Source organism: Candidatus Microbacterium colombiense, from assembly GCA_029203165.1.
GTDB lineage: Bacteria > Actinomycetota > Actinomycetes > Actinomycetales > Microbacteriaceae > Microbacterium > Microbacterium colombiense.
In genome coordinates this window covers 3,054,615-3,070,433 of sequence record CP119308.1, presented here as the reverse complement: position 1 = coordinate 3,070,433, position 15,819 = coordinate 3,054,615, and the positions used below count along the sequence as shown (strand labels likewise).

Here is a 15,819-nt window from a genome sequence, read left to right as displayed (position 1 = left end):
CGCATCGCCAGGTGTCACATGCACAACAGGGCATATGGGCCGATCGTAGAATGATCGTGGGCGGATCCGCCCGACATCCCAGGGAGTGATCGTGGCCCTCATCGTGCAGAAGTACGGCGGCTCGTCCGTCGCCAACGCAGAGAGCATCAAGCGCGTCGCGAAGCGCATCGTCGACACGCGTCGCGCCGGGCACGACGTGGTCGTCGCCGTCAGCGCGATGGGCGATACGACGGATGAGCTGCTCGACCTCGCGAACGAGGTCGCACCGATCCCGGCTCCGCGCGAGCTCGACATGCTGCTCTCCAGTGGTGAGCGCATCTCGATGGCGCTGCTGGCGATGGCCATCCACTCGATGGGCTTCGAGGCTCGATCCTTCACCGGCAGCCAGGCCGGCATGATCACCGACTCGCAGCACGGTGCCGCACGTATCGTCGACGTCACCCCGATCCGCCTGCGCGAGGCGCTCGACGAGGGCGCGATCGTGATCGTCGCCGGGTTCCAGGGCTTCAACCGCGACACCCGTGACATCACCACGCTCGGTCGTGGTGGCTCCGACACGACGGCGGTCGCCCTCGCGGCGGCGCTCGACGCCGACGTGTGCGAGATCTACAGCGACGTCGACGGGATCTTCACCGCGGACCCCCGGGTGATCCCGCGCGCGCAGAAGCTCGATCACATCTCGAGCGAAGAGATGCTCGAGCTCGCCGCGAACGGCGCGAAGGTGCTCTACATCCGCGCCGTCGAGTACGCACGCCGTCATGGCGTTCTCATTCACGCCCGGTCGACGTTCTCGTCGTCCGAGGGTACGTACGTTCTGGGCGAGGGCATGAACAACCCGCGCGAAGCCGAGGGAGCAGACATGGAAGAACCGATCGTCGCGGGCGTCGCCACCGACTTCAGCCAGGCCAAGATCACCGTCGCCGGTGTTCCCGACGTGCCCGGCAAGGCGGCCGAGATCTTCAAGATCGTCGCGAAGTCCGGCGCCAACGTCGACATGATCGTGCAGAACGTGTCGGCCACCGGACGCACCGACATCTCGTTCACGGTGCCGAAGGCCGACGCGGCCGCGGCGCTCAAGGCCCTCGCGGGGGAGCAGGGCGAGGTCGGGTTCCAGAACCTCGTGCACGACGACCAGATCGGCAAGCTCTCCGTGGTGGGCGCGGGCATGCGCACGCACTCGGGCGTCTCGGCCGTGCTGTTCGAGGCGCTGTCGGCCGGTGGCATCAACATCGAGATGATCTCGACCTCTGAGATCCGCATCTCGGTCGTGCTGCGCGGCGACGACCTGGCCGAGGCTGCACGCACCGTGCACACCGCCTACGGTCTCGACGGTGAGGCCGAGGCCACGGTCCACGCCGGCACCGGCCGCTGACGGCATCCGCCCCTCCGCATCTACCATCCCGGCGGGCGCGATAGACTCACCCAAACCCTGACATCGGCGCCAGGCGTGGCATCAGCACCCCGACGCCGCGCCTTGCGCCTCGTACGCCGCACCGCACGAAGCCAAGGAACACCATGACCCGCATCTCCGACTCAGGACTCTCCGTCGCCATCGTCGGCGCCACCGGCCAGGTGGGCACGGTGATGCGCGAGATTCTCTCCGAGCGGTCGTTCCCGATCCGCGAGCTGCGTCTGTTCTCCTCCTCGCGGTCCGCAGGCACCGCGATCGAGTTCGGCGGCGCGACGGTCATCGTCGAAGACGTCGAGACGGCGGAAGCCGCAGGCATCGACATCGCCCTCTTCTCCGCCGGCGCCACGGCCAGCCGCGCGTACGCCCCGCGGTTCGCCGCGGCCGGTGCGGTCGTCGTCGACAACTCCAGCGCCTGGCGCAACGACCCCGAGGTACCGCTCGTGGTCAGCGAGGTCAACCCGCACGCCATGGACGATCGCCCCAAGGGCATCATCGCCAACCCCAACTGCACCACGATGGCCGCGATGCCGGTGCTGAAGGCACTGGATGCCGAGGCCGGCCTCGAGCGTCTGATCGTGTCGACCTACCAGGCGGTGTCCGGCTCCGGTCTCGCCGGTGCCCAGGAGCTGCTCGGCCAGGTCGAGGGCGTCCTCGCGCAGGGCGACACGCTGCGCCTCGTGCATGACGGCTCCGCGGTCGACTTCCCGCAGCCGGAGAAGTACGTCGCGCCGATCGCCTTCGACGTGATCCCGTTCGCGGGCAACCTGGTCGACGACGGCCAGAACGAGACCGACGAGGAGAAGAAGCTCCGCAACGAGAGCCGCAAGATCCTCGAGCTGCCCGGTCTGCGCGTCGCGGGCACGTGCGTGCGCGTGCCGGTCTTCACCGGGCACTCGCTCTCGATCAACGTCGAGTTCGCGAACGACATCACGCCCGAGCGCGCGCGTGAGGTGCTGGCATCCGCTCCCGGCGTCGTCGTCGAAGAGGTCCCCACCCCGCTGTACGCCGCGGGCAAGGACCCGAGCTTCGTCGGCCGCATCCGTGCCGACCAGTCCGCTCCCGAGGGCAAGGGCCTCGTGCTGTTCATCAGCAACGACAACCTGCGCAAGGGCGCCGCGCTGAACGCGGTGCAGATCGCCGAGATCCTCGCCGAGCGCCTCGCGGTCATAGCCTGATCGCATCCCCGTCATACCGATCCGGTCTCGCCGGGTGGGTCATCATGGTCGGTCTCGGCGCGCCCGCGAACTAGACTGTTCCGGTGACCGAAACCGTCGATGTCGTCCTGATCGGTGGTGGCATCATGAGCGCCACCCTGGGTACTCTGCTGCATGAATTGCAGCCGGAGTGGAAGATCGCTCGCCTTCGAGCGACTCTCCGATGTGGCTCAAGAGAGCTCCAACCCGTGGAACAACGCGGGCACGGGGCACGCCGCGCTGTGCGAGCTGAACTACATGCCGCAGGGCGACGGGCCTCTCGACCCCGCCAAGGCCGTCTCGATCAACGAGCAGTTCCAGCAGAGCCGTCAGTTCTGGTCGTCGCTCGTCGAGAAGGGCGTGCTCGACGCGCCCTCGACGTTCATCAACGCCACCCCGCACATGACGTTCGTGCGCGGTGAGAAGGATGTCGCGTACCTCAAGGACCGTTACGAGGTGCTCAAGAAGCAGCCGCTGTTCGACGGGATCGAGTACAGCGAGGACTCGCGCGTCATCAACTCAGTGGGCGCCCCTGCTCATGCAGCAGCGTCGCAAGGGCGAGCCGTTCGCCGCGACCCGCGTGCCGGCCGGCACCGACGTCGACTTCGGCGCGCTCACGCATCAGCTCTTCGACCACCTCACCGACTCGGGCGTCACTCTGCGCACGAATCACGAGGTGCGCTCGCTGAAGAAGCAGAAGGACGGCACCTGGCTCGTCAAGTACCGCAACAGCATCGGCCACACGCCGAACGAGGTCAAGGCGCGTTCGTCTTCGTGGGCGCCGGCGGCTGGGCCCTCAAGCTGCTGCAGCGATCCGGCATCCCCGAGATCAAGGGGTACGGCGTCTTCCCGATCGGCGGACAGTTCCTCAAGACCTCGAACCCGAAGATCGTGGCCGAGCACAAGGCGAAGGTCTATTCGCAGGCATCGGTCGGCGCGCCGCCCATGTCGGTCCCGCACCTCGACACCCGTGTCGTCGACGGCGAGGCATCGCTCATGTTCGGGCCGTTCGCGACGTTCAGCCCCAAGTTCCTGAAGAACGGTTCGATGCTCGACATCGTCTCGCAGGTGCGCACGCACAATCTGCTCCCGATGCTGCAGGTGGCCGTCGAAGAACCCCGACCTCATCACCTATCTCGTCGGCGAGCTGCTGAAGAACCACGCGAAGAAGGTCGACAGCCTGCGCACCTTCATGCCGACGGCGAAGGACGAGGACTGGACGCTCATCGACGCGGGTCAGCGTGCGCAGGTCATGAAGAAGGACCCCCAGAAGGGCGGCATCCTGCAGTTCGGCACCGAGGTCATCTCGTCGGCCGACGGCTCGATCGCCGGTCTTCTCGGTGCCTCTCCCGGGGCGTCGACGGCAGTGCCGATCATGCTGAGCCTGCTCAAGTCGTGCTTCCCCGAGGAGTACCCGGGTTGGGAGTCCGCGCTGCGGGCGCTGATCCCGACGTTCGGCGAAGAGCTCAACAAGGATGCGGCGCTCGCCGAGAAGTCGACCGCGGCCACCGCGGCCGCCCTCGGCATCAACGCCTGAGGACTCTGTGGCCAAGCTCTACTTCCGCTACGGAGCGATGAACTCGGGCAAGTCCACGGCGCTCCTTCAGGCCGCCTACAACTACGAGGAGCGCGGTCAGCATGTGCTGCTCGCGAAGCCGGCGATCGACACCAAGGGCGCCGGTGAGATCGCGAGCCGCCTGGGCGTGACCCGTGTCGTCGACTTCCTGATCGCGCCGGGAGACGATGCGCGCGCACTGTTCGGTGGACATCGCGAACGCGTGCGGCGCTCGGCGGAGGAGGAGCTGCTGCCCAGTGGCCCCGTCGACGTCGCGTGCCTGCTCGTCGACGAGGCCCAGTTCCTCACGCCGGCGCAGGTCGACGACCTCTTCCGGATCGCGGTGGAGGACGGCATCCCGGTCATGGCGTACGGCATCCGCAACGACTTCCTCACGCACGCGTTCCCCGGTTCGGCGCGGCTGCTCGCGATCGCGCACTCGTTGGAGGAGCTCAAGACCATCTGCCGCTGCGGGCGCAAGGCCGTGTTCAACGGTCGCGTGATCGGCGGGCGATTCGTGTTCGACGGCGACCAGGTGGCGATCGACGAGGGAGCGGACGGCTCTGCGGCTCCCGAGCTGACCACGTACGAGTCGCTGTGCGGCACGTGCTACCTCGAGGAGTCCGGCGGACGCCTGGGCTGATCGGGCTGTCGACGCCCCGCGCCTCCCGCGAGGGAGGCGCTGTTTTGCGTGGTCTGACCACACGCGCTATGGTGTGGTCAGACCACAGGAGGCCAGATGTCGGAGCAACCGGCGCGTGCATGGCGAGTCGTCCTCGAGCACATCGAGCGCGACCTGCTCGAGGGACGCCTGGGCCCGGGCGACCGCCTCGCCTCCGAACGCGAGCTCTCGGGCGACCTCGGAGTCGGGCGCTCGAGTGTGCGTGAGGCATTCCGGGTGCTCGAGGTGATGGGCCTCATCCGCACGGCGACGGGGTCGGGTCCCCAGTCGGGTGCGATCGTGATCGCCACACCGACCGGTGGCATATCGGCGCTGCTGCGGCTGCAGGTGGCTGCGCAGGGATTCCCGCTCGACGACGTCGTGCAGACGCGTCTCGTACTCGAAGACGCCGTCGTGAGCGCACTCGCCGCCTCGGCAGAGCGCGACACGGCATCCGCCCATCAGCTGCTCGCGGCGATGGATGCCGACGGCCTCACGTCCTCGGAGTTCCTCACGCTCGATGCCCAGCTGCATCTCTCGCTCGCCGAGGCGAGCGGCAACACCGTGATCGCGGCGATGATGGCGGGGCTGCGCTCGTCGATCGAGTCGTACGTGCAGGCGGGGGCCGCCACGATCCCGGAGTGGGAGGCGATGGCCCAGCGCCTGCGCGCCGAGCACCGCGCCCTGGTCGCCGCGATCGATGCCGCCGACGTCGATGGCGCTCGTGCGCTCGTGCGCTCGCACATCAACGGCTACTACACCGCGGCGGGGCTCACTCGTGCACCTGCCCCACCCGCACCCGTCATCCACGACTGACCCGACACGACTGACCCGTCATCCACGACTGAGAGGAACACCATGGTCCAGCGCCAGGTTCCCAACCCCGCCGAACTCCTCGACCTGATGAAGTTCAAGAAACCCGAACTGAACGGCCGCAAGCGCCGTCTCGACGGGGCGCTCACGATCGATGATCTGCGCACGATCGCGAAGCGCCGCACGCCCAAGGCGGCCTTCGACTACACCGACGGCGCGGCCGAGGGCGAGCTGTCGTTGACGCGCGCACGCCAAGCCTTCCAGGACGTCGAGTTCCACCCCGGCATCCTGCGCCCCGCGCCCGACGTCGACACGAGCGTCGACATCCTCGGCGGTCCGTCGGCTCTGCCGTTCGGCATCGCGCCGACCGGGTTCACCCGGCTGATGCAGACCGAGGGCGAGGTCGCGGGCGCCGGTGCGGCGGCCGCCGCGGGAATCCCGTTCACGCTCTCGACCCTCGGGACGACGTCGATCGAGGGCGTGCGGGCCGCGAACCCGCACGGCCGCAACTGGTTCCAGCTGTACGTGATGCGCGACCGCGAGATCTCCTACGAGCTCACCAGGCGCGCCGCAGCGGCCGGCTTCGACACGCTGCAGTTCACGGTCGACACCCCGGTCGCGGGAGCGCGTCTGCGTGACAAGCGCAACGGCTTCAGCATCCCGCCGCAGCTCACCCTCGGCACGATCATCAACGCGATCCCGCGGCCCTGGTGGTGGTACGACTTCCTCACCACCCCCAAGCTCGAGTTCGCGTCGCTCAGCACGACCGGCGGCACGGTGGGGGAGCTGCTGGATGCCGCGATGGATCCGACGATCAGCTACGACGACCTCGCGGTCATCCGCGACATCTGGCCGGGCAAGATCCTGATCAAGGGCGTGCAGAACGTCGAGGACTCGGTGCGCCTGCGTGACGCCGGCGTCGACGGCATCGTGCTGTCGAACCACGGCGGTCGCCAGCTCGACCGCGCACCGATCCCGTTCCACCTGCTGCCAGAGGTGCGCCGGGCGGTGGGAGACGACTTCACCGTGATGATCGACACGGGCATCATGAACGGTGCCGACATCGTCGCCGCCACCGCCCTCGGCGCGGACTTCACCCTCATCGGCCGTGCGTACCTCTACGGTCTGATGGCAGGCGGGCGTCAGGGGGTCGATCGCACGATCGAGATCCTGCGCAGCGAGATCGAACGCACGATGCGGCTGCTCGGTGTCTCCTCGCTCGCTGAACTGGAGCCGGGGCACGTCACGCAGCTCACGCGTCTGGTTCCGGTCGCCCGGGCCGCGTCCGAGGCGCGGACGCGCTGAGCGACCCGCCGCGCGCCCCGACGTCAGGCCTGCGACGCGACGGAGGAGGCGCGGGGCGGGAGCGGGAGCAGCATCGACGTGGTGCGGCGGTACTCGGCGTATGCGGGGTACTTCGCTGCGGTGATCGACTCGGTGAAGATCGTCGATCCGACGAACAGCACCGTCAGCAGCGCGGCGCCGATGATGCTCGGATTGACAACGCCTCCGATCACCCCTGCGCCGGAAGCGACGGCCGCGGTCGCACCCAGCGCGTAGAACGCCCACCACTGCGCCTGTTCGAAGAAGAAGTTCGGGTGCCGGCTGTACCGGAACAGCCCCTCCGTCGCGAAGCCCGGTGCGAGCGTGCCCCCGGCGTGCTTCTTGCGCTGATGGAACGCCCACTGCTGCTGGTCGGCGACCGTCTCGCCGACCAGGAAGCCGAGGAAGACGAGGGCGAAGATCACGTCCCAGATCGTCAGCGCCGAAGGATGCTGCGCGGCCACCAGAGCCGGGAGGGTGATGAGCACGAGCAGGGTCATCTGGTAGCCGATGATGAACAGCACGTTGAAGACCTGGAACTGCCACGGCTTCATCCGCTGACGCAGGATCGCCCACCGGTAGTCCTCCATGCCGGTGTAGCCGCCCTTGCGCGCGAAGTTGAACGTGAGGCGTGCACCCCACGCGGTCGCGAGCACGCCCATCAGCACCACCCGCGCGGAGCCGTCACCGTGGGCGAAGGCTCCGCCGGCGAAGATCCACACGTAGACCACCGGAACGATCGACCAGGCGCGATCGACCCAGGAGGTGTCACGCGTGATCAACGACAGCAGCCAGCAGGCGGCACTGACGATGGCTGCGACGACGATGACGATCAGCAGGGCATCCATGACGCCATGCTAGGGGCAGGGTCGGACGCGGCGGTGGATCAGAGCGTCAGCAGCAGGGCGTCAAGCTTGTCGGCGGTGTCTTCCCACCCGTCGACCGCGACGGAGGGCACGCCGATCGCGAGCACCGGATAGTCGTTGCCGCCCTCATCGAGACGGTCACCGTAGAACAGCATCGAGGTGAGCGGGATGCCGGTACGTTCGGCGAGCTCCCGCATGCCGAAGGCCTTGTCGATGCCGGCCTGGGTGATGTCGATCGACGTCGAGCCGCCCGATCGCACCTCGAGGCCCGGAAGACGGGCAGCGACCGCATCGCGCAGCGCAGCACGCTTGGCACCGCTCGGATCCCAGTCGTGCTTCGCGTTCCGCGGTGCGCGCTGGCCGAGCGCGGAGAACGTGATCTGCGAGCCGCGATCCTCGAGGATGTCGCCCCAGGGTTCGCTCTCCCAGAGGTCGAGTCGCTCTGCCTCTTCGCGCAGGGCGGTGAGGGCGGCGGTCTTCTGCTCGTCGCTGAGATCGTGCGCGTACACGGGCTCGAAGCCCGCGCCGTCGTGCCGCAGGTAGCGCGTGCCGCAGGTGGGCAGCAGGTGCAGGCGGGCGAGGTCGGCGGCATCCGTCGCGCCGAGGTGGGCGATCACCTGGGTGCGGAACTGCGTTTCGTTGCCCCCCGAGATGATCGCGACGTCGACGGTGCGCAGCAGCGCCCGCAGCAGGGCGGCGATGCGCGGGTCGATCGCGCCTTTGGAGGGGGCGAGGGTGTCATCGAGGTCGAAGGCGACGAGGGCAGGCGTGGTCATGATGATTCCAGCGTAGGAGATGGATGCTGTGCGGCGCGTGGGGCGAACAGCAGCGTGCACACGACCGCGAGCAGCACGCCGGCGGTGGCGCCGACCGAATTCGCGATGAGGTCGCTGATGGTCGCCGCGCGATGCGGCAGCGCCACACGCTGAGCGACCTCGATGATCCCGGAGATCCCCGGTCCGATCAGCAGCGCGAGCGGCCACGCGACGCGGGGGAGGAGCAGGAAGGCCAGCACGCCGACGGGAACGAAGACGAGCACGTTGGCGATGATCTCGAGACGGGTGAAGTCGAGCGATTCCCAGCCGAGGCGATGGGCGCCGCCGAGCACGAGATCGAGCAGGTTGGGCATCGAGCGCTCGACGCGGGCCGGGGTGAGCGTGAGCAGGGCGAGAGCGCCGAAGAACGGGATTGCTATGGCGATCGCCCAGACGCGTGTCGAGCGTCGAGGGGTGGGGAGCAGCGGGCTCATGGCGTCCCTTCGTCGCGATCCTGATACAGAGAAGGCCGCCCCTGAGGGCGGCCTTCCGGTGTTACTGGTCGGGGTGACAGGATTTGAACCTGCGACCTCTTCGTCCCGAACGAAGCGCGCTACCAAGCTGCGCCACACCCCGTTTTGCAACCCTCCGAGTCTACAGTGAAATCCCCGCAGCACCGAATCGGGGCACGGATCAGTCGCGCGCGGTCAGTGTGAGAAGCGTCGCCTCGGGGCGGCATGCGAAGCGGACGGGCGCGTAGATCGAGTGCCCGCAACCGGCGCTGACGTTGAGCGGTACGCGCCGTCCGCCATGCGACCACGTGCTCAGCCCCTTCGCCTGCTTGAGCGGGATGTCGCAGTTCGCCACGATCGCACCGAACCCGGGGATGCAGACCTGTCCGCCGTGCGTATGCCCACCGAACACGGCATCCGCGCCCAGATCCGTGAACCTGTTCAACACGCGCTGGTACGGGGCATGCGTGACGCCGAGCACGGACGTGGCCGGATCGCGATCTCCGAGTGCGCCGATCGCGGCGGGGAGGTCTTCGAGTCGATCCCAGTTGCGGTGCGCGTCGCTGACCCCGAACGTGTCGATCGTGTTGCCGGCGACGGTGAGGCGGGCGGCCGTGTTGTTGAGGTCCGTCCATCCGAGGTCATCCGTGAAGTAGCGATCCATCGCCTCGGTGTCGAGGAAGGTGGGTTCACGGTGCCGCTTCGACGGACCGGAGAAGTAGCGCAGCGGATTGCGAGGCGCCGGACCGTTGATGTCGTTCGATCCGTGGACGAAGACCCCCGGGATCCCGGCGAAGGGATCGAACGCACGACGGATGCCGTCGAGACCGTCGCGGTGCCCGAGGTTGTCCCCGGTGTTGACGATCAGGTCGGGTTGCAGCTGAGCGAGCGACGCCAACCAGTCCTGCTTGCGGTGCTGCCACGGCGCCATGTGCGCGTCGGACAGGTGCAGCACGCGCAGCGGGGCAGAGCCGGGGGCGAGCGCCTGTGCGGAGACCTCACGCACCGTGAACAGATAGCGCTCGATGCCGATTCCCCAGACGGCGGCGGCGACGCCAGCGGCCCCCACCGCGCCGAGCGCGATGAGGGCCGGATGTGCCGACGACCGTGGACGGATCAACAGGCCACCGAGATCTTCGTGGATTTGTTCGCAGCCGTGCCGCCCGGAGGATTCGTGGCCGAGACGGTTGCTCCTGGCGCACTGCAGGCGCCGGCGAAGTCGACCGAGGTGAATCCGGCGCCGACGAGCGCCGCTCCGGCCGCGGTCGGGTCCTGCCCCTTCACATCGGGCACGGTCGCGCCTTGCCCGTTGCTCGGCGAGATCGTGACGGTGCCGCCGCCCGCGGTCTGACCGGAGGGGTCCTGCGCCACGACGATGTTCGCCGCTTTGTCGCTGTCGACGGGGTCGCCGACCGACACCGTGAAGCCGGCATTCTGCAGTGCCGTTGTCGCCTCGTCGATCGTCATCCCGACCACGTTCGGCACGTTGGCCAGGACGCGACGGGTCAGCTTGGAGTCCGGCTGCGGGAAGGCTTTTCCACCGTAGGCGGCGTTGGCTGCGGCCTGTGCCGCCTTCGCGAGCGGGTAGCGCATCGTGTTGAGCTGGTAGTTGCCGGCCCACTTCTGGTAGATGTCGGACTGGCCCTTCCAGCGCCCGGCCCACACCGCCGTGGTGACCTCGGTGCTGGACTCGATCATCATCGTCGACCAGCGGTCGTGCGTACCCGTCTTGCCGATCAGCGGGGTGCCGTCGTACGGGTTGGCGTCGCGGCCCGTTCCGCCGTCCATGACGCCCTTCAGCGCGTACGCGGCGGTCGCAGCGACCTCGGGTGAGATGACGCCCTTGGTGCACGACGAGGCGGGAAGCTCGCGCTCGTCGCCGTCGGGGCCGACGACGCGGTCGATCGCACGCGGGGTGCAGTAGGTGCCGCCGCTGGCGACGGTCGCGTACGCGCCGGCCATGGCGATCGGCGAGATGTTCTTCGGGCCGAGCACGTCGTACGCGTAGTTGTCGTCCGTGACCTTGCCACCCTTGGCCAGGGTGACGCCCATGCGGTCGGCGACCTTGTTGATGTCGCAGATGTCGAGCTTCGACGCCATCGCGAAGTACCCGCTGTTCAGCGAGTTCCGCGTGAAGTTCATGACGGAGTCGGTGGAGCCGCCGCCGCCGCCGAAGTTGCCGATCTCCTTGGTGTTCGCGACCAGGGGGCCGCCCACACAGGCTGCGGGGATCTTCAGATTCGTCTGCACGCGCCCGTTCAGGACCTCGTTGACCGAGTGCCCCTTCTCGAGCCAGTCGATCAGGGTGAAGAGCTTGTAGGTCGAGCCGACCTGGAATCCGCCCGAGTCGCCGTGGGTCATGTCGCCGGCGAACACCAGCGAGGAATAGGCCTGATCGTTGGTGATCGTCTCGCTGAACTTCGTGTTCTGGGTCATCGAGAGGATGCGGCCGGTGCCGACCTCGATCGAGACGCCGGCAGCGCCGAAGTAGTCGTTGTCGTAGTTGGCGGGCACGATGTCCTTCATCGCGGTGACCGCCGCATTCTGGATGTTGTAGTCCAGCGAGGTGTAGATCTTCAGACCGCCGCGACGCAGCAGGTCTCGCCGATCCTGATCCGTGTCGCCGAACGCCTCGTCGTTCTCGATGATCGACTTCACGTACTGGCAGAAGTAGCCGTTGACGGTCGCCGCCGCGCAGCCCTGTGTCGGCTGCTTGATCGCCGGCACGATCTCGGAGGCGTCCGCCTCGTCGTACTGCGCCTGGGTGATCTTGCCGTTCGCGAGCATGCGCCCGAGAACGTAGTGACGACGATCCTTCGTGTCCTTGTAGCCGTCTGCGGCGCTGTTGTAGAAGACGCCGTTCTTGTCGCTGTACGTGCCGTCAGGCTTGTCGATGCGGTACGTGTTCGGGTTCTGCACGATGCCGGCCAGCGTCGCCGCCTGCGCGACCGTCAGATTGGCCGAGGTCGTCGAGAAGTAATACCGCGCTGCGGCCTCGATGCCGTAGACGGTGCCACCGAAGTTCGCGATGTTGAGGTAGCCGAGCAGGATGTCGTTCTTCGAGTAGTCCTTCTCGATCTGGATCGCGTAGCGCATCTCCTGGAGCTTGCGCTCGATGCCCTCCGTGCCCGATGCCTGGGTCGCCTTCTCCCAACAGGACTGCAGCTCCTCGGTGTACGTCTCGGAGGCCGTGTCGACCTTCTGCTCGCACTCCTGGATCAGCACGTTCTTGACGAACTGCTGGCTGATCGTGGAGGCGCCTCGGCTGGAGGTGCCCTTGACGTTGTCGATCAGGGCGCTGACGGTCGCGCCGAGGTTGACCCCGCCGTGACTGTAGAAGTTCTTGTCCTCACTGGAGAGGATCGCGTCGTAGAGCACCTGCGAGATCTGCTCGTACTTCACCGGGATGCGGTTCTGCTCGTAGAACGAGGCGAGAACGATGTCCTTACCCTCAGGCGAGGTCGCGTAGATGGTCGACTGCTCCATCGGCGTCACCGGGTTGAGCTTCTCCGGGAGCTTGTCGAACAGCGTGAGTGCCTGGGTGCCGGCGACGCCCGTCATCGCGAGGACGGGCGTGACGCTGGCTGCGACCAGGAGACCGGCGACGGCGCTGAGACCGACGACCCCGAGGAGGCCGCCGAGCACGCCGTTCACCGTGCGATTCTTTTGAGGCATACGCTGATCGTAAGGGAGTTCCCTGAATACCGGCTTTGACGAGCGTTCGCCCACCCGGCGTGGCGGCGCCCGAATCGATAGGAGTGCCATGACCACGTGGGAGTACGTCACCACGCCGCTGCTGATCCACAACACGGCCGCGATCCTGAACAACTGGGGAAAGCAGGGCTGGGAACTCGTCCAGGTCGTGCAGGGACCGGAGGGTGGGCTCGTCGCCTACTTCAAGCGCCCCGTGACCCAGGACGGCTCGAACACCTCCGGTCTTGCGGCCGCCGCGGAGGCTGCCCGTCAGTTCGAGGGTGGTGCGGCATGACCGTCAGTGCGCGTCTCGCCGAGCTCGGCATCCAGCTCCCCGCCGTCGCCGCACCGGTGGCGGCCTACGTGCCCGCTGTCAGCCACGGCGGTCTGGTCTACACCTCCGGGCAGCTCCCGTTCACCGACGGTGCGCTTCCGGCGACGGGCAAGGTCGGCGGCGCCGTCTCCGCGGATGACGCGAAGGCCTACGCCCGCACCTGTGCGCTGAACGCGCTCGCCGCGGCTGCGGACATCGCCGGTGGCGTCGACCGCATCGCCGGCGTACTGCGGCTGGGCGGCTTCGTGGCATCCGTCTCCGAGTTCTCGGGGCAGCCCGGGGTCATCAACGGCGCCAGCGAGGTGCTCGGCGAGATCTTCGGGGATTCCGGTCGTCACGCCCGCGCGGCGGTCGGCGTCGCCGTCCTCCCCCTGGACAGCCCGGTCGAGGTCGACGTCGTCTTCATCCTCGTCTGACGACCTCGCCTGAGAGCATCGCCTGACGGCATCCGCTCGTCTCATGCACGACGCCCCCTCCGGTATCGGAGGGGGCGTCGTGCATCTCGCCTACTTGACCTGGGCGGAGATGATGCTCATCACGGCCGTGTCGGCGAGCGTCGTGGTGTCGCCCACCTCGCGGCCCTCCGCGACGTCGCGCAGCAGGCGTCGCATGATCTTGCCGGAGCGCGTTTTGGGCAACTCGCCGACGATGTACACGTCGCGGGGACGCGCGATCGCGCCGATCTGCTCGCCCACCCAGAGGCGAAGCTGCTGCGCGAGACCGGCCGGATCGTGGCCGGCGAGGTAGCTCTCCTTGATGATGACGAAGGCGACGACCGCCTGCCCGGTGGTCTCGTCCGATGCGCCGACGACGGCTGCCTCCGCCGTGGCCTCATGCGCCACGAGCGACGACTCGATCTCTGCGGTCGAGAGGCGGTGACCTGAGACGTTCATCACGTCATCCACGCGTCCCAGCAGCCAGAGGTCGCCGTCGTCGTCCAGGCGGGCGCCGTCCCCGGCGAAGTAGTACCCCTGGTCCTCGAACTTTTCCCAGTACGTCTCCTTGTAGCGTTCCGGGTCGCCCCAGATCCCGCGGAGCATGCTCGGCCAGGGTTCGGTGACGACGAGAAGTCCGCCGTTGCCGTTGCCGACCTCGTCGCCCTTCTCGTCCACGACGTCGATCGAGATCCCGGGGAGGGGCACCTGCGCCGAGCCCGGCTTGGTGGCGATGACGCCGGGCAGCGCCGAGACCATGATGGCGCCGGTCTCGGTCTGCCACCAGGTGTCCACGATCGGGGCCTTGTTCCCGCCGATGACCTCGCGGTACCACATCCATGCCTCGGGGTTGATGGGCTCGCCGACCGATCCGAGCAGGCGCAGCGAGGTCAGATCGAACTTCTTCGGCACGCTGCGGCCGATCTTCATGAACGAGCGGATGGCGGTCGGTGCGGTGTAGAAGATCGACACCTTGTACTTCTCGATGATCTCCCACCACCGACCCGGGTGCGGAGCGTCCGGAGTGCCCTCGTAGAGCACCTGCGTCGCCCCGTTGGCCAGCGGGCCGAAGGTGACGTACGTGTGACCGGTGATCCAGCCGATGTCGGCGGTGCACCAGTACACGTCGTTCTCGGGCTGGAGGTCGAACACGTATTTGTGCGAGTACGCCGCCTGGGTCAGATACCCGCCGGAGGTGTGCAGGATTCCCTTGGGCTTGCCCGTCGTTCCGGAGGTGTAGAGGATGAAGAGCGGGTTCTCGGAGGGGAACGGCTGTGCGGTGTGCTCGGCGGATGCCGCAGGCACGGCCTCGTGCCACCAGAGGTCGCGACCCTCGACCCAGTCGACGTCGTTCTCGCCACGCCGCACCACGAGCACGTGCTCGACCGTCTGCTGCTCCCCGTCGCCGCGGTCGGAGAGCGCCTGATCGACCGCGGGCTTCAGGGCCGAGACGCGTCCCTTGCGGTAGCCGCCGTCCGCGGTGATGACGACCTTCGCGCCGGCGTCGTCGATGCGCGAACGCAGACTGTCGGCACTGAAGCCGCCGAACACGACGGAGTGGATCGCACCGAGCCGCGCGACGGCGAGCATTGAGGCGATCGCTTCGGGGATCATGGGCAGGTAGATGGCGACACGGTCTCCGTGGCCGATGCCGAGATCGGTCAGCACGTTCGCGACGCGCTTGACCTCGTCGGTGAGCTCGGCGTAGGTGATGCTCCGGGAGTCTCCCGGCTCCCCCTCCCAGTGCAGAGCAACGCGATCGCCGTTGCCTGCCTCGACGTGGCGGTCGAGGCAGTTGTACGCGACGTTCAGCTCGCCGTCGTCGAACCATTTCGCGAACGGCGGCGCAGACCAGTCGAGCACCGACGTGAACGGCGTGTGCCAGTGCAGGAGCTCACGGGACTGCTCTGCCCAGAACGTCTCGCGATCGGCGCCCGCTCGCTCGTACAGTTCGGGCGAGGATATGGACTGGGCGGCGAACTCCTCGGACGGGGGGAACCTGCGGTTCTCGTCGAGAAGGTGATCGATCTGGCTGCTCATCAGCAGGCGCTCCTTTGCGGCAGGGCATGGTCATGCGGGGCATGATCAGGTCAGGGCGAATCTAGTCCCGACCATCGACACCGCATACTGCCGAAAGTAGGTAACACCGCGGGTTTTGTCAGGACGGTCGCCTTGCGTACACTCGACGACAGCCGAATTCTCATTCCGGCCTTGGCGAGCCCGATTCCCCCGATCGAGCGCCCGCCGTGGGCGGCATCTCATTCCCCCC

General features: G+C 67.7%; 13 protein-coding genes, 1 tRNA gene and 1 pseudogene. 8 read left to right on the top strand and 7 right to left on the bottom strand.

What is annotated here, in order from left to right; genetic code table 11:
* Window positions 1-91 precede the first annotated feature (91 nt).
* From P0Y60_14995 to P0Y60_14970, 6 genes and pseudogenes are all read left to right on the top strand, one after another.
* On the top strand, window positions 92-1,372 hold the full coding sequence (locus P0Y60_14995; GenBank protein ID WEK60594.1) for an aspartate kinase: 1,281 nt from the start codon (window positions 92-94) through the stop codon (window positions 1,370-1,372).
* A gap of 143 nt (window positions 1,373-1,515) precedes the next feature.
* The gene (locus tag P0Y60_14990) at window positions 1,516-2,586 is read left to right on the top strand and encodes an aspartate-semialdehyde dehydrogenase (protein ID WEK60593.1); all 1,071 of its coding nucleotides are present in this window, start codon (window positions 1,516-1,518) and stop codon (window positions 2,584-2,586) included.
* A 125-nt stretch (window positions 2,587-2,711) separates the two neighbouring features.
* Window positions 2,712-4,141: pseudogene (gene mqo, locus P0Y60_14985) on the top strand (malate dehydrogenase (quinone)).
* 7 nt (window positions 4,142-4,148) lie between these two features.
* Window positions 4,149-4,802, top strand: a complete 654-nt coding sequence (locus P0Y60_14980; protein ID WEK60592.1) for a thymidine kinase — start codon at window positions 4,149-4,151, stop codon at window positions 4,800-4,802.
* A gap of 96 nt (window positions 4,803-4,898) precedes the next feature.
* Window positions 4,899-5,636, top strand: a complete 738-nt coding sequence (locus P0Y60_14975; protein WEK60591.1) for an FCD domain-containing protein — start codon at window positions 4,899-4,901, stop codon at window positions 5,634-5,636.
* 42 nt (window positions 5,637-5,678) lie between these two features.
* Complete coding sequence (locus P0Y60_14970; protein ID WEK60590.1) at window positions 5,679-6,938, top strand: alpha-hydroxy acid oxidase; 1,260 nt, start codon at window positions 5,679-5,681, stop codon at window positions 6,936-6,938.
* A gap of 23 nt (window positions 6,939-6,961) precedes the next feature.
* On the opposite strand, the gene P0Y60_14965 is transcribed toward P0Y60_14970, so the two are convergent.
* From P0Y60_14965 to P0Y60_14940, 6 genes are all read right to left on the bottom strand, one after another.
* Window positions 6,962-7,804 carry a DUF1295 domain-containing protein gene (locus P0Y60_14965; protein WEK60589.1) on the bottom strand — a complete coding sequence of 281 codons (843 nt, stop codon included), beginning with the start codon at window positions 7,802-7,804 and terminating at the stop codon, window positions 6,962-6,964.
* Between the two features lie 38 nt (window positions 7,805-7,842).
* On the bottom strand, window positions 7,843-8,598 hold the full coding sequence (locus P0Y60_14960) for an HAD-IIB family hydrolase (protein WEK60588.1): 756 nt from the start codon (window positions 8,596-8,598) through the stop codon (window positions 7,843-7,845).
* Entirely contained in the window at window positions 8,595-9,071 is a 477-nt protein-coding gene (locus P0Y60_14955; GenBank protein ID WEK60587.1) for a VanZ family protein, read from the bottom strand. Before P0Y60_14955 ends, P0Y60_14960 begins: the two co-directional genes overlap by 4 nt.
* Window positions 9,072-9,136: 65 nt before the next feature.
* Window positions 9,137-9,213 (bottom strand) — tRNA-Pro (locus P0Y60_14950).
* 57 nt (window positions 9,214-9,270) lie between these two features.
* Window positions 9,271-10,209, bottom strand: coding sequence for a metallophosphoesterase (locus P0Y60_14945; GenBank protein ID WEK60586.1), 939 nt, complete (start codon window positions 10,207-10,209; stop codon window positions 9,271-9,273).
* On the bottom strand, window positions 10,206-12,764 hold the full coding sequence (locus P0Y60_14940) for a transglycosylase domain-containing protein (GenBank protein WEK60585.1): 2,559 nt from the start codon (window positions 12,762-12,764) through the stop codon (window positions 10,206-10,208). The genes P0Y60_14945 and P0Y60_14940 overlap by 4 nt, the downstream gene beginning before the upstream one ends.
* Window positions 12,765-12,852: 88 nt before the next feature.
* Between P0Y60_14940 and P0Y60_14935 the strand changes: the two genes are divergently transcribed.
* The gene (locus P0Y60_14935) at window positions 12,853-13,077 is read left to right on the top strand and encodes a hypothetical protein (GenBank protein ID WEK60584.1); all 225 of its coding nucleotides are present in this window, start codon (window positions 12,853-12,855) and stop codon (window positions 13,075-13,077) included.
* Complete coding sequence (locus P0Y60_14930) at window positions 13,074-13,532, top strand: RidA family protein (protein ID WEK60583.1); 459 nt, start codon at window positions 13,074-13,076, stop codon at window positions 13,530-13,532. Before P0Y60_14935 ends, P0Y60_14930 begins: the two co-directional genes overlap by 4 nt.
* Window positions 13,533-13,622: 90 nt before the next feature.
* Here the strand turns inward: P0Y60_14930 and acs are convergent, their stop codons facing one another.
* Window positions 13,623-15,590 (bottom strand): acetate--CoA ligase, encoded by a 1,968-nt coding sequence (gene acs, locus P0Y60_14925; GenBank protein ID WEK60582.1) that lies wholly within the window; start codon window positions 15,588-15,590, stop codon window positions 13,623-13,625.
* Window positions 15,591-15,819: the final 229 nt, after the last annotated feature.